Here is a 20,813-nt window from a genome sequence, read left to right on the forward strand (position 1 = left end):
ATTGAAATGTTGGCACAAAAAAGAGATGTGCGTGGAACCATTCTCCATTCAGATCAGGGATTCCAGTACACATCTCACGCCTACAACAAACAACTTTTAGGTTTAGGTATCATTGGCAGCCACTCTCGCAAAGGAAACTGCCATGATAATGCCTGTATTGAGTCATTTTTCTCCCATTTTAAATCGGAGATGTTGTATTTGAATCATTTTAAAACAGAAGCAGATTTAATACAAGCAATTGAAGAATATATTTATTTTTATAACTATAAACGGTTCCAAAAACGACTCAACCACCGAGCTCCGATAGAATACCGAATCTCGATGGCTGCTTAGTCTTTTTAATGCTGTCTACTTGACAGGGATAAGACCAATTACGGTCTTTTTTTATCCCCCTTACACAGAAACTATGACTGTGTAACTTTATTAGAAACAAGTAGTTTTTCAATACATATAGGTAACATATCTAATAACGTTTCAAATGCGTAATTTACGTCCAAACGCTCCGTCCATTGATGTGCATCTTTTCCTACCGGTCCCATATTTAATACTGGAACGTCAAACTCTTCTAATTCCTGAAGGGGAATCGAATATCCTTTATCCCATAATGGCATATTGTCTACAAGAGAACTCATTGAATCCAATGGGTTCTGTAAGCCCACATAGCTCAAATCTGAAATTCCTCCAAAATAATTTTGATTTTCAAATGTAATGCTATGATTATAGTGGGCATACTTTTCCATTTCTACGACTACCTCTTTAATTAAAGGATTGTTGCGTGAACTCACAGCTGGATAGTATGGCGGAGCAAAGAAAAGTACAATCATTGGAGCCTTTTCTTTACATAAGATAGTTAATTTGTCTACTAAATCAATAGTTACCGCACGATCATCTTTATCTTCTCTATTTTTTATAATATCGGATTGAATTTCATTTATTTTTTCTCTTCCATGTTGTTCAATTGCATAAGCGATAAGCTCTTCATACGTTAATACATTTACTTTGAGACTCGGCGGTATGAACGGATTATACTTAGAAAAATGATACGCGCGCTCCTCATATGATTCTTCGATTTTCTCTGCTACTTTCGTTACCTTTTGGCGTAACAATGAAACTACATCTGTCATTTTTTTTTCTAGTAAAAACAAATTAAATAACGTGACAGCACGATGAGGAATTTGTACAGAATAATCCTCCTTTAAGTCTCTTTGAAGCAAGTTAGTTGGTGGAGGACTCGCCTCACCATCTACAATATCACAAAGGTCAGTATTCAACTCTAATTCAGCTGTTAATAATGCAGCCATATAGCTCCCATTTAATCCTGCAAAAGGTTCGCCTACATGTGTCTCTTTTCCATAGCAAAGGAAACCAGGTAACACTTTACCAATAGAACCAGTATAAATATACTTATTTTGGTCACCAGGATGTCTTGAAAACATAGGCTCTGAATTTAAGACCGTTTTATAATCTAAGTCATGTTCTTTTGCTAAATCTAATAATCTCGGCACTGCAGCTCTCATCCCTACAGAGTTCACTTCTTCATCTGGAACAGCCAATAAAAGAACATTCCCATCAAATCTTCCTTCACAAGCTTGCTCAACCATCGCCATTTGTAAAGCTAGACCACATTTCATATCCATTGTTCCTCTACCAAAGAGCCAATCTCCTTGTTCAATATCTTCACGTACATGATCTGGTAGCTCATCTTTATGAGAATAAAACATAGATGTTAATTTTTTAGGGTTAAATGCATCTTCTTTCCATACTCCATAATCTTGTACATCTACAACATCAAAGTGACTAACAAGAATTACAGTATTTTTCGTACTATCACTTTTCTTTACTAGGGCTGTAACAAAATATCGTCCATCCCCCGTCGGATTTTTTTGCAAATGATGCGGATTTTGTTTGAAATACTGTAAGTCAGATAATTGTTCTACAACAAAGTCTGGCAATATAACTTCAGCTTCTGAACCTGTAATACTAGGAATTTCAACAAGATCGCTTAATAATTGCACCATTTGTTCTTTAGATTGCCACTTTGACATATAAATCCCCCTATTTTTCCGCATTATGAAAATCAATTCCAATATATGAATAAAAAATGACGACAGTTATCAAAATTATACTTCTGATGTTCTGCCGATTTTTATTGATATTTCATGAGCAGCTTGTTTTACCTTACTAATAAGAAAAGATAGTCGATCATCATTAATGCGATGACTAATCAATCCGATACTTAATGCTCCTACTACTTTATGATTAAATCCTATAATAGGTGCAGCTACTGAAGCTGTCCCTTCTGTTTTTTCACCATAACTCACAGCATACCCTTCGTTTCTTATCTGCTTTATTTGATCGAAAAGAATTTGCTTTTGTTCTGGTAAAGAAGAAAGTAAATGTTCTACAATGTGTTCCATTTCATTCGTGTTCATATTGGCAAGCATCGTTTTATTTGCGGCGCCAATCGAAAGTGGAATCTGCTCCCCTAAGTTATCGATAACTCTAATTTTTAAAGGGCTATCAATTCTTTCAATGATAATAGAATGTGTTCCATTTGGAATGTTCAAATAAACACTTTCTTCAACTTCAGAGGCCAACCGCTTCATCACTTCTCTTGCAACAGATCTGTAGTCTACCTTCTCCAATTGGCGTAATCCTATTTCCATCCACATTGGTCCAATCTTGTACTGTTTTGTTTCTGAAATCTGCGTAACTAACCCATGCTCCATTAGAGAGTTCAGTAACCTATGTACTGTACTAACCGGGAGATGTGTTCTATCAGCTATATCAGAAATAGCCCAATACTCTTTTTCATTTGTAGAATTCAATAGCTTAATAATACCTATTGCTCGATCAATGGACTGTACCATAACTCGCCTCAACTTTACTTGTAGTGTGTTTAGCCTAATTAACTATCAATTTAACAAAATTTCAAACTGAAATCAATTAATTTATTTAATTTTCAAAATAAACAAAAGATAAGCTATCAACATTTTGAAAACGCAAACAAAAAAATATTGACTTTTTCTCTTAATTATCTGAAAATTAGAACAAGATTTCACATCACGGAATACATTCCATAATACGGAAAAACATCAATTTTCATACTACCAATTATGAAAGTGAGGAAAACAATGACGCAAGTAAACAATACAAACAATGAATTAAAGCGCACGATGAAAAGTAGACATTTATTCATGATTGCACTCGGTGGTGTGATTGGAACGGGGTTATTTAACGGATCTGGTTTTATTATAAGTAAAGCTGGACCTGGTGGATCCGTACTTGCCTTTATGGCCGGTGGGTTATTAATGTATCTCGTTATGCTATGTCTTGGTGAGCTTGCCGTAGCAATGCCTGTATCAGGTTCTTTCCAGGAATATGCAACCAAGTTTATTAACCCTGCAACTGGGTTTACAATCGGATGGTTGTATTGGCTAAGCTGGGCGAATACGACCGGTCTTGAATTTACAACTGCCGGTATTACGATGCAGCGCTGGTTTCCTGATATTCCCGTCTGGGTCTGGTGTTTAGTATTTGGCGTTACAATATTCACGATTAACGCATTATCCGCTCGTAGTTATGCAGAAACAGAATTTTGGTTTTCAAGTATTAAAGTATCTGCCATTATTGCTTTTATTATCCTTGGCGGCGCGGCTATGTTCGGTTTTATTGACTTAAAAGGAGACGAACCAGCTCCGTTATTTTCAAATTTCGTAAATCATGGTGGTTTATTCCCGAATGGACTGGCCGCTATTTTATTAACAATGGTTACGGTCAATTATTCCTTCCAAGGTACCGAACTTGTCGGAATTGCAGCAGGTGAAAGTGAAGATCCAGCGAAAACTTTACCTCGTTCTATTAGAAATATTATATGGCGCACGATGTTTTTCTTCGTCTTAGCAATCTTTGTTCTTGTAGCTTTAATTCCTTGGGAAGAAGCAGGATTAACGAAGAGCCCATTTGTTGCTGTTTTTGATAATATCGGTATTCCATATGCAGCTGATATTATGAACTTTGTTATTCTTACTGCTGTTCTTTCTGTCGCAAACTCAGGACTGTATGCTGCAACTCGAATGCTTTGGTCATTATCAAAAAATGAAATGGCCCCAGCCTTTTTAAAGAAATTATCATCACGAGGAATACCTTTAAACGCTTTAATCTTGACGATCGCTATTTCTGCTTTTTCTCTTTTGACAAGCGTTGTAGCTGCTGAAACGGTTTACTTATGGTTAATTTCAATTTCTGGAGTCATTACAATCATTGTTTGGATGTCAATTTGTGTTTCTCAATTCTTTTTCCGTAAACATTATTTAGCCGAAGGTGGAAAATTAGAAGACTTAAAATTCAAAACTCCACTTTATCCTCTTGTACCAATTCTTGGCTTTGGATTGTATGGCATTATATTATTAAGTCTTATCTTTATCCCAGATCAAAGACTAGGAATCTATTGTACTGTACCATTTATTATCTTTTGCTACACCTACTATCACTTTAAGGTTAAGAAAAGAATTGCTACTAACACTCATACAGAGACTAAAATTAGCGAAACTTCGTAATACTGTACTATATTTAAAAGACCGCACATTGCTTTTACCTCATGTGCGGTCTTTTATCATTGCTTTATTCATTTTTCCAGGCCTCCTATTTCCCACTTACTATTACTCTTTTGTTTTGATATATTGAATACATAGTCACATTAAAAATTAAAAGACAGACAGGGGTTAAATACAATGATAAAAGGTTTCGGAGGAATATTTTGGAGAACTAAAAATCTTGATGTTATAAAAAAATGGTACAGTGAAGTGTTGAAGATTGAAATAGAAAATTGGAATGGGACCGTGATTAAACCCGAATTAGGAACTGAGACTATCTTTTCTTTGCCGAGAATGACAGTTATTTTCCAACAGAACAACAAGTAATGTTAAATTTCCAAGTACATAATCTAAACGAGACTATTCAGCATCTTGAACATATTGGTGTACCTCTTGAAAAGAAAGAAGAGATTAGTGAATTTGGAAAGTTTATTTGGATTAAAGATCCTGAAGGTCGATTGATCGAGCTTTGGGAGAAATAGTGGATTTTAATCATTTGCTATTAAGCTAACAGATACTTTAGTTCAATAAGGTAAATAAAAAGTGCACCTCCGATTATTAGACACAGTCTAACAATCGGAGGTGCACTTTTTACGGATTCGCCCCCTTGTAGGGATTAATTATATTCATTGAATAATGCCTATTTACTCTAACAGCTAGAATTAGAACCAATAATGACAGTAGCGTCCAGTTCCTTATTTCTAGCGACTTTTGTGCTAAGCCCAGCACCAGCAAAGATTTCAAAAGCCTGGGGTGCCTGAACTTTGCTCGTCTCTATCAAAAGATGTCCATCCAAAGCTAACCAGAGTAAAGCTTCTTCTGCGACTCTTCGCAGAATGTTAAGACCATCCTCCCCCCCCGTCAAGCGTCACATTTGGTTCATATAGGCGTGCCTCCCGGGGGAGAAACTTTATTATTTCGGTAGGAACGTAAGGTACGTTCGCAACTAGGATATTTACATGGCCCTTAAGTGAGTCTGGTAGAGCTTTATACAAGTCACCTTCAAAAGCATGACCGCCAAAATTCGTTACATTACGGCTAGCGCATTGTACTGCGATAGGGTCAATATCAACAGAATACAATTCAACTCGTCCCAAAGTTGCTGCCAGTGCTGCACCCACAGCACCTGACCCACAACATAGGTCAACAATGATATCGCTAGAACGTGACAATGCCTCTGTTTGATGAACAAGGAACTCGGTACGTTTACGCGGTACAAAAACGCCTCGATCCACTTCTACTCGTAAACCACAGAACTCCGTATATCCAACAACGTATTCCAGAGGTAAACCGTTGACTCGCATTTCTACCATTTCCATAAGGTCCTCTGAAGTTAGTGCCTCTGAAATAAGTAACCGGGTCTCATCTTCTGCGAAAACACAACCAGCGCTCCGAAGCTTGCTAACTATATATTTTTCCATTTTCATATCCAAAAAGAAATTTGTTTTATTCTCTATATTATCTCACCACTTTTGATAAAGTTTGTTTGTAATTCAGAATTCGTTAAAAATAGCTGATATCCTTCTTCAATAATCTGGCTCTTACATACAGTGAAACTTTAATCAGTGGGGGTTTTGTCCATCCCCCACTGATTATTAGCCCGCACCAATCGGGCGTTTACGGGCAGTTATCTCCCACCTAACTTCCTAGCATTCGCCGAATTTCGAGGTAGGAGTTTTACTGCTCGCAAATAGCGGGGTAAACTGTAATTTGATGGACATATTCGTCTATGACCACCTCTTTCCCTTGTATATAGAGCATTCTTTTCAATTTCAGTTCAAAATGAAATAACATTTCAATATAAAATATCAATCTACCTAGACATTATGACAACCACCTTAAAAATCTGAATTTTCTATATATTAAAGGATATTACTCAAACAACCTCGAATATTGTAATACAGTGAAACTTTAATCAGTGGGGGTTTGTTCATCCCCCACTGATTATTAGCCCGCAAATAGCGGGATGAACATACATAAGGAGGTTGATTTATTTTGTTTCGTTCATTTACAAATGGATGTGTTGCCCTTGTGCAGCGTTTCTTGCCAGAACCGTTTATTTTATCATGCTTATTAACTGTTTTCGTTATCTTCTTCGGCATGTTTGCAACGCACCAAACACCGGTAGAAATGATTACGCATTGGGGCAATGGAATTTGGGGACTTCTTGCCTTTTCTATGCAAATGGCTCTTGTACTCGTGACGGGATCTGCTTTAGCAAATGCCCCTCTTATTAAAAAAGGGTTAACGAAAGCAGCAAAACTACCGAAAACGAATGGCCAAGGTATTATCGCAATTTCAATTGTAAGTTTACTAGGAGCATACATAAACTGGGGATTTGGTATTGTTGTCTCTGTTTTATATGCAAAAGAAGTGGCAAGACAGTTAGAAGGATTAGATTATAGGTTAGCAATCGCTTCTTCTTACTCCGGATTTCTCATTTGGCATGCAGGCCTTTCTGCTTCTATCCCTCTTACGTTAGCAACAGGCGGTGAAACGTTAATTAAAACGACAGCTGGAAGTATTAAAGAAGCGATTCCAATAACAGAAACGTTATTCTCACCATACGCTCTCGTTCCAGTCATTATCTTTTTAATTACGATGCCTCTCATTAATAAAGCAATGCATCCAGATGAAAAACATACGATTACAGTAGACCCTAGCGTGTTCCATGAAGAGGCTGCTGCTCAAGAAGTAGAGCAAAAAACATTCGCTGAAAAAATGGAAAATAGTATGATTATTACACTTTGCATCGGGCTATTAGGTCTTATTTATATTTTTAACTATTTTAGTACGAAAGGCTTTAACCTTACACTTGATATCGTTATTTTTATGTTATTAATTGCGGGTCTTATTTTCCACCGTACTCCGATTCAATATATTCGCGCTTTCTCTGACTCAACAAAGAGCGCTTCTGGTATTTTACTTCAGTTTCCGTTCTATGCCGGAATTATGGGGATGATGATTGGAGTAAATAGTGAAGGGCTTTCGCTTGGAGGAGCTATTTCTACTTTCTTTATTAGCATTTCAAATGAAACCACATTCCCGCTCTTTACATTTTTAAGTGCTGGAATTGTTAATATTTTCGTTCCATCTGGAGGCGGACAATGGGCTGTGCAAGCACCAATTATGATTCCAGCTGGCGCTGAACTTGGTGTACCTGCTGCGAAAACAGCGATGGCAATTGCATGGGGCGATGCTTGGACAAATTTAATTCAACCTTTCTGGGCATTACCGGCATTAGCAATAGCTGGTTTAGGCGCTCGTGATATTATGGGATTTTGTGTTGTTAATTTACTTTATGCAGGATTTATCATTAGTCTGTGTTTCTTATTTATTTAAACAAAAAGCTAGTTTTATACTAGCTTTTTTACATAATAATTCATTTACCCCGCATTAACGGGCAGTAAACCTTCCCCTATGTTAGGCAGGAGATTAACTGCCCGTAAATGCCCGATTGGTGAAGGCTAATAATCAGTGGGAGGGAACACCCCACTGATTAAAGTTTCACTTTATTTCCCATGCAATTTATAATCTTCTTCCACTCTATCTCCGTAAGATTTAATGCCGCAAATGCAAAAAAATCCTCACATACTTTTTCAATCAGATGTGGATTTTCCCCAAAGAAATTCCACTGTAACGCTTTAGGAAGACAATACGTTTCATATTCTTTACTTCCCCGTACTACCTCATCAACTTCTCTTTCACAAATCCCTCTTATTAAGTAATCATTTCTTAATTGAATCTTCATTTGTTGAAACGTTTCACTACATTTTTTCAATTGAAGTAAACATGTAATATACGTCCGAAAAAGTTCATTATCATACTGACAACAATTTATAATACGATCAAGTTCATTCATAATGTACGAGCCTTTTCTTCTATTTGTAATAACCACTTTTCCCGCTTCTCTAGTTTACTCGTTTTCACAGATTGAAAAACAGACCGTTTTATATCACGAATACCACAAAAACGTAAAACTCCTCTTTTCATCATAATCCAATCCGCTGATCGATATAATAGTGCCACGTACCATAACGGTGAGTCTAACGTATTAATAACCCATGCTTTCTTTCCTTTCAATAAACCTTTCGGCAGGGCTCCTTCATATTTATAAGCAAATCCAGCTACAAAAATACGATTGATAAATCCTTTTAAAATAGCAGGCATGCCCCACCACCATATCGGATATATGAAAAGAAGAGTATCCGCCGCTTTCACTAATTCTCTATATCGCTTCGTCTCTTCTTCATATAGTAAATCCCGTCTTTTTTTCTCTTCATTAAATACAAGCACTGGATCAAATTGTTCTTTATATAAATCAAGTAGCGTAACAGAATGATTTGTTTCCCCAAGTCCTTTTTGCACATGCTCTAAAATCGCTGCGTTAAAGCTTGAAGGACTAGGGTGAGCGTATATAATTAGTACGTTCACTACAAAGCAACTCCCCTCTACAGTTAAATCTTCCCTTTCTTTAACATCGTCTCTACGATTTGGACATTTTTTGAACTTTGTAACAAACGATTTAGTACTGTTAGTAATTCTTCTTTTTCTAAACCTTTCAGTTGTTCTTTAACTGTACTCTCACCAGCATCTTGAATATCATACACAACTGCCGCCATATGCTTACAATAATTTTCATTCGGACACTCGCAGCTGCTTTTTGTAAAATCAGTAAGGTCAATAATTACTTCATAGTTTCCTGCATTTCCAGTAACGAAAGCAAATACTTTCTTGTCTTGTATTTCAACATCTTCTACATGTCCCTCTTCATAATATTCATAACCTTTATCTATAATGTACTTTGGAATCCATTTCGTTATATCTTTTAATAAGTAAGCGTACATCCTATCACCTCTTCCTTTAATTCCCTTTTGACTTCAAAAACCCCACATGTTATTCTAATTACTGTCAAGTAGCGAGTCTACGTGACAAAACGACTGACACCTATTCGGCGAAGGTGTCTCTTTTATTTGCAGCCGATAATGAAGTGCCTCTTTCAGGCACATTCAATCTTTGACACTACACACTCAACACCATTCCCTTGTATCAGGCTGCTTTAGCAGTCTTTTACACTACATACTTCAAAAAAAAAGAGAGCCTAGCTCCCTTTTCCCGCTTTATAAAATACCCCTTTTTCAGCATAGCGATATTCATCATCAGCTAAAGTAATTTTCCCATCCAGTTTGAGTTCATCTAATAGTCTTGATAAATAAAATTGATGTAACATTTTTTTCGTGAATTTTCCTTCATGATGCGAAACGATATGTTCTTGAATATCTAACAATGATATTGGCTTATCTTGCTCTATCATATATTCATAAACTGTACTACGCAGTTTTACGTATTTTTCGAGTGTCACAGTACTTCGCAACCCCTTTCTTCTTATTATATGTTTTCGTAATCGGTTTTTTTGCAACAAAAAAACCTCTCCGATAAGAAGAAGTTACGTATATCTTCGTCTTATCTCCCAGAACAAAAATGTTCTGCTGGAATTAGCACCTGCATCGCGGTTGCTGGGTTTCATCGGGCCAGTCCCTCCACCTCTCTGGATAAGAAAATATTCACTTTATAATAAACTATACGTAATTTCATTTTAATTGTCAAATAAATATAACAAATTATATTTTTCTCCTCAGTGTTCATACTACATGTATATGAGTAAAAAAGGAGGACTATGAAATGTATCAAAACGCCCGCGGATATGTACAAGATTCTTTTCAATCATTAAAAGAAGCAAAACATTGTTTAGAAGAAGCACTACAAACAGTTGAAAAAGATTTTAATCGCGCACGTATTGAACAATCCCTTTACGCCGTAGAGCAAGCATTGCAAAGATGTGATTATACCGTTCACATTTTAGAAAAAGATTGAAAACTTCCCATCAATAGATGGGAAGTTTTTTCAAATGGCATACTTCATTATTATTGCCGTTATGATTAAAAAATATACAGAATTAACAATTTCTAAAACCCCTACTTTTAATATAGAAATTTTTTTACCATACAATATAATTGCTCGAATGACACTTGGTACGAATATAAGAGAACACCATGGATTGATAGCAAATACAATTACCGTCAATACAATATGATACCCCCAAGATATGAGACGATACTTCGGATTATTTTTCTCACGAATCATTGTTTTCACATAAAACGTACTTCCTAAAAAATACAAAAATGAAATAAGCGCAATGAATACTGCGGTTTTATCGATTTGCTTCATTGAAAAATAATAACTTATTAAACCACCTATACAAAACACTATAATCGCACAAATATCATTTAGTAATGCTCGTTCATTTTTTTGACGAGCGTAATACATATTTACAATAAACAATGGAATCATTAATACTGCGAATAAAAGAATTCGCCATTCATATAATAAAGAAATCATCCCAAATACGAATGCAATGATAGAATAAACAATTGTAGCGTGTAGAAACTCTTTGTTTCGTCTTTTCCTTATGTACATAAGAAATGGATACGTAGCTAAATAGATAAAGAACCACGCTAAAAACAGTGGGATATGATAGAAAGTAGGGTTCCCAAGTATGACACTTAATAGAAATGGTATAACAAGCATAGCCCATGCACCATGTTGCTTCGGAATAACTAACTTCATTAACTATACACCTCCTCTTTGAAAATAATTCTCACCTAATATTATACAAATATTTTTATATAATAGCCGACTTATATTGGATCTATTTTTTGACAATAAAAAAATGCTCCTTACAATATGTAAGAAGCATGAAAGAGGCAAACGAATATGTAAGTCGCGACCCTACCTTATATGAGTATGCTTTTCTATGTCACGTTATGCTCATCTAATATACCGTATTTCTTTTTAAATCTTGTGAGGATCGTAATCCATGACGTACTAAATAACAGCAGGAAAATAACATTCGATATCGCGTGACTAAGATCGAAAGAAAAACTTGCGACATAGTAAGCAATAACTGTTTCCCAAGTTGCTTCCTGTATAAAACCGAGAAGACCCCAGAAATTCATAATCCAGCCAAATAAAAATCCAACGACGAATCCGTACAACAGTCTCCCCCACAGTTTTTTCATCAAAAATGTATTTCGGAGTAATCCCGCTATAAATCCGATCATACCCCAAGAGAACATTTGCCACGGCGTCCACGGACCTTGTCCTAAAAAAATATTAGATACAATGGCCGCCGTTGCCCCGATCATAAAGCCAGTTTCACTTCCAAAAACAATTGCAGAAACGATAATGACAAAGGAAGTCGGTTGTACACTCGGTAATATCGAAAATGGTACCCGGCTAACTGCTGCAATCGCCGCTAACACAGCAACGATAACAATTTCACGTGAAACAAACGCCCTCCTTTCAAAACGGACGTAGAAAGGTAGCATAATGACAGCTAATAAAAACAAACTACTTACCATGTAATACCCGTCCATAATAAGAGTCGTAAAGAGTAGTGTACATATTACAACGGCAAAAATAAATATTATAAACGCAACATATCGTTTGGACACGCTTCGTACACATCCTCCCACGTTAATGCAAATGGCAACTCTCTACGGATGAATCGGTTAATAGATGTTGTATAAAAGAAGTTACCACTAAAGAACTCTTTCGGTGCATCATTCATAATGACTTTCCCGTCAAATAACATCATACATTGATCAACGTATTTCGCTGCAAACTCAATATCGTGCGTTGCCATTACAATTGTTGCACCTTCTTTTTGCAATTGTTTAAACAGCTCTCCTACTCTTTCCTTTTTCCATGGATCTAGTCCCTTTGTCGGCTCATCGAGTAATAATAAAGTTGGTTTTGATAATAACGTTGTACATAATGCAAGTAGTTGTTGCTCCCCGCCGCTACAATCATGCGGATGGCGCTCTTTAAGCGAATCTAACCAGAACTTTTCCAACATTTCTTCTGCTATTACTTTTCCCTCTTCGCCATATAATTCACGAGCACGCTCATAAACCTCTTCCCATACTGTATCAAATGTAAAATGATAGTATGGATGCTGTGATACATACCCAATACTTTTAAATCGTTCTTTCGAATCAATTTTATGTATCACTTTTCCATTCCACTTTACCTTACCTCTTCTAGCTTTTTGCAATCCTGCTAAAATCGTTAACAGTGTAGACTTCCCAGTTCCGTTTTTCCCAACTAGAGCTGTCCATTTTCCTTTTTCGATGTTCACTGTTAAATCTCGTAAAATAAGTGGACTATTTTTTTCATATTGAAAAGATATATGTTCTGCACTTAAAATTACTTCTTGCTTTTCACATTGTTCTACTTGCTCATTCCTATATGATAGCGCTGAAAAATCATTCATTTTCATTTGCGCTTCTCGTACTGTAAACGGAATATCTTCTACATTCCACTCTAAAAACAATCTTGGAATTTTGGGAATGAATGGATGGAACTTTTCTACTTCCCACATGTTCGCTATCACACTTTTAGAAGTACCATCATAAATGATTCTGCCATTATCCATACAAACAACGCGTGTTGCGAGCGGTATAACTTCATCTAAACGATGTTCACTTAAAACTATCGTAATTCCGAGTTCTTCATTAATACGTTTTAACAATCCTAAAAACTCTTTTGCAGCAATCGGATCTAGCTGCGCTGTCGGTTCATCCAGTAATAGTAGCTTCGGCTGCATGACTAATACTGCTGCTAAATTTACTAGTTGTTTTTGACCACCAGATAAAGTATGAACAGATTGATGTAACAAATCTTGAAATCCTAAAAAGCTAATGAGTTCCGCTATTCTTTTTTGAATAATATGTGATGGTAGCCCGATATTTTCTAAAGAGAATGCTAATTCTTGAATAACTGTATCCATTACGAGCTGATTTTCTGGGTTTTGAAATACCATACCAATTTCTTGTGCAGATAATAAATCTGGTACATCTTCTAATAAAGCACCATCATAATATGTATGCCCAGAACGCGTGCCAATTGGAAGTAACTCCTTTTTAAAATGTTTCAATAAAGTTGTCTTCCCAGAACCAGAACCACCAGCAAGTACTATAAATTCTCCTTTTTGAACAGAAAGAGAAATATGCTGTAACGCGTATTCATTTTCATCAGCATATATAAATGATAAATTCTTTATTTCTGCATGCGCCACCATATCCATTCCCTTCCTTCCATTACAATCGGTAAACTAATAAACATCATAAATAGGAAAAACATCATTCCATCATATTGCTGGAACAGTATTGATTCCACTTTCGGATAAATAATCAATTTCCCTCCGCCATAATAACTAAATATGAATGAGGCTATAAATAGAATACTTAAATAACTTAGCGTGTACCAATCGCGTCTTTCCATTCTATACCGAATATAAGTCGTACGTTTCGTTACACCAAATCCACGAGCTTGCATAGAATCTGCTGTTTGTAGTGCATCTTCTAACGAACAAACTAATAACACTTGCAGTAATTTCATCCCATTTTTTATACGCTCAATGAGTGAACCTGAATCTAATTGTACACCTTTCGTTTTTTGGACGAGTGTAATTTTCTTTAACCGCCTAATAAATAAAGGAACAAATCGCACTGTAATCATCGTTAACAATGCAACTTTCGGTGAAATTCTTGAAAACAAATATAAAAATTTATGACTCGAAATAATATCGTTATAAGAAGCAAACGTAAACATAATCGCAACTAATAATAACCCCATTACAAGTCCATACATACAAGCCTCAAGCTTAATCCGGCTATCTCCTAAATAAAATAAAGTAGTCGCTCCTCTATGCGTTAACAAAGAATTGAATAAAATTACCATCAAAAAGAATATAAAAGTACTAGGCAGCATCTTTCTTATTTTCTCACCATTCCCTTGTACTATATTTAAGATTACTATTAGTACAATCGCTCCAATTAAAAAAAGAGGATGAAGACACATCATACATAGTATCATCACCCCAATATAATAGAAAAAATTCACAAAAGGATGTAAAGAAGAAAAGCTTATTTTCATAGTCCTTTACCGAAGATCCTTTCTTAATTTAGTATACATACACCCATTCAACTGTATCTCCTGGTTTAACTGTAACTACACCAGCACTACGGTTTGGAAACGATCCGTTCACACGATATTTCCATCCGCTATTATCATTTACATCTTTTTCATATAAATTTTCAATACCTTTTACGTAAACATCTCCTTTAGAGCCCATTGCATCAACATCTAATCCTGTGCTCTTTAACACACTATACACTGTGTCGCCTTCTTGAACATCAACCTTTTTCGCACCTAATAAGTATCCTTCATTTCCTTTTACGGAGATAGTAACTTGTTTTGGTTTTGGTATTACTGGATCTGGCACTGGCGGTACTGGATCTGGTGCCGGTGTTGGTGGAACCGGCACAGTTACCTGTTGCCCTTTATTTGGATCTTCTTTTTGCTCCTGCTTTGGTGTTTCTTTCGGCTGATTAACAACCTTTGCTTCTTCTTTTACTTCTAGTGCTTTCGGTTGCTGAGGTTTCTCTTCTTGTACTTTTTGTTGTTCTGGTTGTTTATTTGCAGCAGGCTGTTCCTTTGGCTGCTCTTCTTTTTTTACTTCCGGTTGTGCCTGCGCTTTTTCTTCTTTTTGTTTCTCTTCTACTTTTTGTTCTTGTTTATCTTTCTGCTCTTCTTGTGGTTTCTGCTCCGGTTCAGCTTGTTTCTCTTCCGGTTTCGGTACATCTTTTTGTTCTTCCTGTTTCGCTACTTCTTTTTGCTCTTCTTGCTTCGGTTCTGCCTTCTTCTCAGGCTTTACAGCCGTTTCTTCACATCCGGCTAATAATCCCAATGAAAGAATTAAAGAAATGAACCATTTCATCTTACTCATGCTGTCCCTCACCTTTCATATTAAAGTGAAACTTTAATGAGTGGAGATTTTGTTCATCCCCACTCATTATTGGCTCTCACTTTTATAATAAAATTAGGAGCAAATGATTGCTCCTAATTTTTGTTAAGCTGCTTTACGTCTCCATAATACATATGCAGAAGCAATACATAATACACCCATACCTACTTCTGTTGCTGCACTATGAGAAGATGCTCCTGTTTGTGGTAATTGATTCTTATTCTTGTTTGTTTCTTTATTAACTCGTTCGTTATCTACAACAACTTTTAGATTTTCATCTTTTGGTTGTTTTTGTAACTCTTCTTGTTGTTTCGGCTGTTCTACAACTTCTTTTTCTTCTACAGTTGTCTCTGGCTCTACAATTGGTTTCGTATCGATTTCATTCTCTACTACATTTGTCCAATCATAAATCGATTTTCCAAAATCTTTAAACTGAAGTAACGCTAAAAATGCTTGCTCTGTAGCCATTCCGCTACCTTTTTGATCACTCGGTAACCATTTGAACTCACCATTTGGAAGCTGGTATGACATTAAATTTTGTACCGCTTTATTAAGACGATCGTGATCTACATCTTTAACTAGCGATAGTCCAATAATCGCTTGTGCAGTACTATTAGAATTCTCTTGTCCATCAGCGGCAAAACCACCATTACCTAGCTGCTGCTTGTATAAATAATCAACAGCTTTTTGGATAGATGGCTTTACATCTGCTTGATCTTGATAAGGAGCTAATGCTGCTAATACCATACTTGTTACATCAACGCTACTAGCACTTTCTTTACTACTTGAACTATCATACGTCCAGCCACCGTCTGTATGCTGCGTGTTTAAAAGTGCTTGTACTAAAGTAGCTCGATTCCATTTCGCTTCGGCCGGAACCTCATATTTCTTTGTATCTAATGCAAGTAATGTAAATGCGTATCCAGTAACAGAATTCACTTTATCTGATTCAAATAAATTTTGTACTAAATTTTGTCCCTCTACCTTTGTAGGATCTACATTCATTGCATTCATCATAATAATCGTTCTAGCTAAATCTGTTGCTGAAAAACGATTTAAACGCTTCTTAACCTTTTCAGCTACTGGCTGAACATAGTTTATTTTCGTTTCAAGTGGAATATTTACACCTGAACGAGCGAGTCCAATCGCAACCCAATCACTACCAATTCCATCTTGTAACATCTTTTCTGACGTTTTAGAAATTGCTTCATTTAATTGTGCTGCTGGAATTTCAACTTTCTCTTGCTTTGGTTGTTCTGTTGTTTTATCTTCTGGTTTTGGTTCTTCTGTTTTACCGTCTGGTTTTTCTGTTTTCGGTTCTTCTGGTTTTGGTTCCTCTGTTTTACCATCGGATTTTTCTGTTTTGGGTTCCTCTGGTTTTGGTTCCTCTGTCTTTGGCTCTTCTACAGTTTTACAAGTGCCAAATTTATCTAACGTTTGTTGCAATGTTTCTTGACTCATATTGCTCCAGTCCGCAACGTAACGAAATGCAACGACATCCCCAGACTCTAATTTATAACTATCTGCCCCAACTTCTGCAGATTTGTCATTTACATCATACAACCAACCGCTCGTTGCTCCGGCCATTAATCCGTCGATGCCCTTTATATACGTTCCAAATGACATACTTTCAGATATTACTTTGTCACCCATGACTTTTTGTAACAAACTAAAAGCTGTTTCTCCATCTTCAATGGAAACTTCTTTTGGACATAACATAATTCCTTTTTGTGATTCACCAATAATTGCAAGTTTCGCCGTCTTTCCTTCAGCAAACGTAATATGTACTGTATTCGCAAAAGAAACAAATACAAGTGCCACTGCCATTAATGATGTAAGCAGCCATTTCTTTAACATTGCCATTCCAAAATTCCCTCCCTTTACTAACATTTACACAAAAAAAGACCCTTTAAGGGCGTGTGATTGACACTCTCTTTTTGTAAGTGTCGAACAAAATGCACAACACCTCCTACCCGCATTATTCGCGGCTATATTTGTATAGGAAAAATAATTTCGTTTATGAACGCACCATTGTGATTACATTCATTTTTCTAGGCAAAATTTACTCCCTTTTCAAGTTATCCCGCTATTTGCCGAGCAGTAAGACCCCCACCTCAAATTCAGCGAAAGCAAAGAAGTTAGGTCGGGGTCGGGCTGCCCGTAAATGTCCGATTGGTGAAGGCTAATAATCAGTGGGGATGAACAAAATCCCCACTGATTAAAGTTTCACTTTATCGTAAAACGATAAACCTATACATTCTGCAAATTTTGATTTTCTGTATTATTTTACTATTGACAAAGAATTTTGTCCATGCTTTATCAGATTTATTTTCTAAGAATAATAGTTTAATAAGCTTCCATTAATAGAAGTCATCCCTCACTATGTAAGCTTTTATCACTAACAATAATTCCATCTTCATCTACATAAACATATTCATTCGGCTTCCATTCAACTTCACCAAATTGCACCGGAATATTTCTTTCTCCTTTTCCTTCTTTTACACTTCTATTTGGCATTGTCCCTAACGCTACAATACCAATATTAATATTTTTTAATTCACTAGAATCACGAACATACCCATTTACAATAATTCCTGCTAAGTTTCTTTCTTCTGCAATAGCTGCCAAATTATCACCGAGTAACGCACAATTTTTAGAAGCTCCGCCATCAACAACTAATACTGTACCTTCCGGCAGTGTTTGTAACCCCTCTTTTACTAGTACATTATCATCCTTCACTTTTACCGTTGCGATTTTCCCATAGAATTGTTCTTTCTTTCCATAAGATTGAAAAGACTGGCGACATATTTGTAATTCCTTTTCAAATTCATCACATAGATCCGTAGTTTTCCACATCTCTTTCCCTCTTTTCTTTTTATATTACATATTCTTGGATTTTTTTCGTTTCCCTGTCTAATGTTGCAATAATTTGTATGTGCGGTGAAAGTCATATACAAATGAAGGAAAATAAAGCTTACCACTTGAAACTATTGCTTTAAGTAAAAAGCTTTATTATAATCTATTCCACTCCTATGAAAACCATTTATTCTAGCATAAACATAAGAAGGGATTGATCATAATGATCAATCCCTTCTGTCAAAGTATAATGTCACTAAAAATCCTTTAAAAATCTTAGTTCCAAATTTCATTTACCCATTCAGGATGATCAATAAAAGGATTGCGATTATGTTGATATTTTGTAAAAATCACTTCATTACGCTTTCGCTCTAAATCATCGACAGGGTCTTGTTCATTCCATTTTAGTAAAATAGATAGTTTCCCCATGTATGGATCTTTGTTGTTATTCACCTTTTCATTTAGTTCTAAGTCTATTTCGCCGTTGTCTCCTTCGTAACGAACAGCCATGTAAAACAGCATTCTAGCGATATCTCCTTTTACACTATCACGAGGTTCCCAAGAATCACTATCATATTTACATTCTGTCGCTTCCGAATGATTCATACCACCATTATCAAAATCCAGATTTCCACGTGAACTATTTACAGATACATCCGTCGCTCTTAAATGATGTAGATCTGTTCCAGGTCCTGCAGCCGTTCCAAAATCACCGTGAGATTTTGCCCAAACATGCTCTCGGTTCCAGTTATCAACTCCTGAACCATTCGTAAATTTCCCTTGCGAACGCCCAGTATATAAGAGCAACACATTATTTTTATTATTTGGATCTTCATCAGTATCTCTTAGCGCTTCCCAAACCGCACTGTATGATATCTTTGTATGATTATCAATAACATTATGAAGTTCCTTCTTTAATTCTAAACCCGTTTTTCCTATAGCGTTATTATAATATGTATCGTCATAGTTTTTTACAGTAATCTCTTGTGCTGAAAACGTATCTACTTGTGGAGATGCAGAAACTACTTCACCATGTATGATATCTGTGAATGATAGAGATGCAGAACCTAAAATGAAAAATGAAGATAGTGTAACCATAGCAAGTTTTGTGTTTCGGAACTTCATATACCCATTTCCCCTTTAAAATATAATTTGAATTGATTAATCCAAAAAGCCTATGTACATAGTTTCTTTTTCATACTGTTCTCCTAAATTTCAGTTTCTTCAATTACATAAACAATTTTAATTTTCACAAAGAATATTCTTCTCTAGTAAAGACTATTAAAATATTCTCTTACAGTAAAAAGTAGTTTAATGATAACTTATAAACTTCAATTTTTTTATGCAATTTTACATAAAAAAGCTCATTTCTTATCTTTTTCAAATAAGAAACAAGCTTTTCTTTTCCAACTACTAATCCTAATATAGGTCTATCTGTCTCGGAAACTTTTGGAGTTACTTGACGTTTATGGTAAAAATAGTACTACTTTTATTTATATGCTTATTTATTTGGCACCGAATCTATATACTTTCTAACTACTTCATATACATATTCTTGATTTGCTGCTGCTGTATTTGGGTTGTATTTTCCACCGTTTGTTTTATTGTTAGATAATACTCGAATCCCTAAAAATGGTACGTCATAAGCTTTTGCGATTTGCGCTGCTGCTGCACCTTCCATTTCTTCTACAGATGTACCGTATTTTGTATGGAACCACTTAATTCTATCAACTTCATTATTCCAAACGTCTGCTGAACCAATAGTACCTTCAACCACTTTACCTTTTGTATATTTATCTTTTACCGCATTAGCTGCTGCAAGTAAATCTTTATCTCCCTCGTAGTATCGGATTTTCTCAGCATTTGGATCTTCTCCTGCACTCCCTTCAGAAGCCATCAAGTCCATAGATATCCATTTTTCCGGTTCAATTCCTTGGTTCTCATCCATATTTGTTGTTTTTAGTGAACCTATATTCGCGACTTGTTTTCCTAACACAATATCAAATACATTTAAATTAGGATCATGTCCACCTGATGTTCCTTGGTTAATAATTGCCATAGGCTTATATTTTTCAATAGCCACTGCTGTAGCGGCTGCTGTATTTTCCATTCCTTTACCTGTTTTCGCAACGATTACAGGATAATTGTCTACAGTTCCTTTATAAAATACAAAACTCCCAGATTTTTCTTCTTTCACATTTTTTAACCTTTTTGCAAATTTTTCAGCTTCTATTGGCATTGGGCCTTGAATTAAGATAGGGTTTTGATTACTTTTTGCCTCAACTACTTGTTTTGGACTAGCATTACATCCTGCAAGTATTGCGAATGACAATGCGATAGTAGTTGCTAGGGCACCATATTTTTTCAACAGATTTTTCTTCATAAATAATCTCTCCTCTTTCTCTTGTTGTTTTCTATACTCGATGTTTTGGTCCAAAGAAAAAAGTTCTAGAAACTGTAGAAGAATCTCTACTTTCTAGAACTACGGTAGT

19 protein-coding genes, 2 pseudogenes and 1 riboswitch are annotated in these 20,813 nt (G+C 35.8%); of the genes and pseudogenes, 5 read left to right on the top strand and 16 right to left on the bottom strand.

The genetic code is table 11. From position 1 onward, the window contains the following. Positions 1-333 (top strand): IS3 family transposase (locus JDS80_RS06310; protein WP_199637510.1); only part of this gene is annotated, 333 nt, incomplete at its 5' end. 71 nt (positions 334-404) lie between these two features. Here the strand turns inward: JDS80_RS06310 and JDS80_RS06315 are convergent. Next, a complete protein-coding gene (locus JDS80_RS06315) occupies positions 405-2,045 on the bottom strand; it encodes a M20/M25/M40 family metallo-hydrolase (protein WP_071744167.1) in 1,641 nt (546 codons plus the stop codon). A 75-nt stretch (positions 2,046-2,120) separates the two neighbouring features. Further along, a complete protein-coding gene (locus tag JDS80_RS06320; RefSeq protein ID WP_000250741.1) occupies positions 2,121-2,870 on the bottom strand; it encodes an IclR family transcriptional regulator in 750 nt (249 codons plus the stop codon). 264 nt (positions 2,871-3,134) lie between these two features. On the opposite strand from JDS80_RS06320, the gene JDS80_RS06325 reads away from it, so the two are divergent. Together JDS80_RS06325 and JDS80_RS06330 are read left to right on the top strand one after the other, a co-directional pair. Continuing rightward, positions 3,135-4,559 carry an amino acid permease gene (locus tag JDS80_RS06325; RefSeq protein ID WP_098889826.1) on the top strand — a complete coding sequence of 475 codons (1,425 nt, stop codon included), beginning with the start codon at positions 3,135-3,137 and terminating at the stop codon, positions 4,557-4,559. 174 nt (positions 4,560-4,733) lie between these two features. After that, positions 4,734-5,077 (top strand): annotated as a pseudogene (locus JDS80_RS06330) (VOC family protein). A gap of 167 nt (positions 5,078-5,244) precedes the next feature. On the opposite strand, the pseudogene JDS80_RS06335 reads toward JDS80_RS06330, so the two are convergent. After that, positions 5,245-6,016: pseudogene (locus JDS80_RS06335) on the bottom strand (putative protein N(5)-glutamine methyltransferase). A gap of 574 nt (positions 6,017-6,590) precedes the next feature. On the opposite strand from JDS80_RS06335, the gene JDS80_RS06340 reads away from it, so the two are divergent. After that, the gene (locus JDS80_RS06340) at positions 6,591-7,937 is read left to right on the top strand and encodes a short-chain fatty acid transporter (RefSeq protein WP_071744162.1); all 1,347 of its coding nucleotides are present in this window, start codon (positions 6,591-6,593) and stop codon (positions 7,935-7,937) included. Between the two features lie 157 nt (positions 7,938-8,094). Here JDS80_RS06340 and JDS80_RS06345 read toward each other — a convergent pair whose 3' ends face one another. The 4 genes from JDS80_RS06345 to JDS80_RS06360 form a co-directional block, all read right to left on the bottom strand. Further along, on the bottom strand, positions 8,095-8,457 hold the full coding sequence (locus tag JDS80_RS06345) for a group-specific protein (RefSeq protein WP_199637512.1): 363 nt from the start codon (positions 8,455-8,457) through the stop codon (positions 8,095-8,097). Beyond that, on the bottom strand, positions 8,454-9,029 hold the full coding sequence (locus JDS80_RS06350; RefSeq protein WP_199637514.1) for an NAD(P)H-dependent oxidoreductase: 576 nt from the start codon (positions 9,027-9,029) through the stop codon (positions 8,454-8,456). The genes JDS80_RS06345 and JDS80_RS06350 overlap by 4 nt, the downstream gene beginning before the upstream one ends. A 23-nt stretch (positions 9,030-9,052) precedes the next feature. Continuing rightward, positions 9,053-9,442: an SWIM zinc finger family protein gene (locus JDS80_RS06355; protein WP_098889824.1), complete on the bottom strand. Its 390-nt coding sequence runs from the start codon at positions 9,440-9,442 to the stop codon at positions 9,053-9,055. A 254-nt stretch (positions 9,443-9,696) separates the two neighbouring features. Beyond that, positions 9,697-10,017 (bottom strand): hypothetical protein, encoded by a 321-nt coding sequence (locus JDS80_RS06360; protein ID WP_002110869.1) that lies wholly within the window; start codon positions 10,015-10,017, stop codon positions 9,697-9,699. A gap of 38 nt (positions 10,018-10,055) precedes the next feature. Then, a riboswitch (SAM riboswitch) is annotated at positions 10,056-10,154 on the bottom strand. Positions 10,155-10,277: 123 nt separating this feature from the next. Between JDS80_RS06360 and JDS80_RS06365 the strand changes: the two genes are divergently transcribed. Beyond that, complete coding sequence (locus JDS80_RS06365; protein ID WP_071744158.1) at positions 10,278-10,469, top strand: hypothetical protein; 192 nt, start codon at positions 10,278-10,280, stop codon at positions 10,467-10,469. A 30-nt stretch (positions 10,470-10,499) separates the two neighbouring features. Here the strand turns inward: JDS80_RS06365 and JDS80_RS06370 are convergent, their stop codons facing one another. The 9 genes from JDS80_RS06370 to JDS80_RS06410 all read right to left on the bottom strand — a co-directional run bounded on the left by JDS80_RS06370 (position 10,500) and on the right by JDS80_RS06410 (position 20,704). Next, the gene (locus JDS80_RS06370) at positions 10,500-11,222 is read right to left on the bottom strand and encodes a YwiC-like family protein (RefSeq protein ID WP_098889823.1); all 723 of its coding nucleotides are present in this window, start codon (positions 11,220-11,222) and stop codon (positions 10,500-10,502) included. 185 nt (positions 11,223-11,407) lie between these two features. Next, positions 11,408-12,109, bottom strand: a complete 702-nt coding sequence (locus JDS80_RS06375; protein ID WP_098889822.1) for an ECF transporter S component — start codon at positions 12,107-12,109, stop codon at positions 11,408-11,410. Then, positions 12,082-13,743: an ABC transporter ATP-binding protein gene (locus JDS80_RS06380; protein WP_199637516.1), complete on the bottom strand. Its 1,662-nt coding sequence runs from the start codon at positions 13,741-13,743 to the stop codon at positions 12,082-12,084. Before JDS80_RS06380 ends, JDS80_RS06375 begins: the two co-directional genes overlap by 28 nt. Continuing rightward, positions 13,716-14,594, bottom strand: a complete 879-nt coding sequence (locus JDS80_RS06385; RefSeq protein WP_071744154.1) for an energy-coupling factor transporter transmembrane component T — start codon at positions 14,592-14,594, stop codon at positions 13,716-13,718. Before JDS80_RS06385 ends, JDS80_RS06380 begins: the two co-directional genes overlap by 28 nt. Positions 14,595-14,622: 28 nt before the next feature. Continuing rightward, positions 14,623-15,447 (bottom strand): DUF4430 domain-containing protein, encoded by an 825-nt coding sequence (locus JDS80_RS06390; protein WP_199637518.1) that lies wholly within the window; start codon positions 15,445-15,447, stop codon positions 14,623-14,625. Positions 15,448-15,570: 123 nt separating this feature from the next. Then, positions 15,571-17,328, bottom strand: coding sequence for a DUF4430 domain-containing protein (locus tag JDS80_RS06395; protein WP_199637520.1), 1,758 nt, complete (start codon positions 17,326-17,328; stop codon positions 15,571-15,573). A gap of 507 nt (positions 17,329-17,835) precedes the next feature. Beyond that, a complete protein-coding gene (gene rraA, locus JDS80_RS06400; protein ID WP_071771854.1) occupies positions 17,836-18,321 on the bottom strand; it encodes a ribonuclease E activity regulator RraA in 486 nt (161 codons plus the stop codon). Positions 18,322-18,597: 276 nt separating this feature from the next. Beyond that, on the bottom strand, positions 18,598-19,446 hold the full coding sequence (locus JDS80_RS06405) for an endonuclease I family protein (protein ID WP_199637522.1): 849 nt from the start codon (positions 19,444-19,446) through the stop codon (positions 18,598-18,600). Between the two features lie 376 nt (positions 19,447-19,822). Next, a complete protein-coding gene (locus JDS80_RS06410) occupies positions 19,823-20,704 on the bottom strand; it encodes a 5'-methylthioadenosine/S-adenosylhomocysteine nucleosidase (RefSeq protein WP_199637524.1) in 882 nt (293 codons plus the stop codon). Positions 20,705-20,813 lie beyond the last annotated feature (109 nt).

The organism is Bacillus cereus group sp. N8 (assembly GCF_016483685.1).
Lineage (GTDB): Bacteria > Bacillota > Bacilli > Bacillales > Bacillaceae_G > Bacillus_A > Bacillus_A proteolyticus.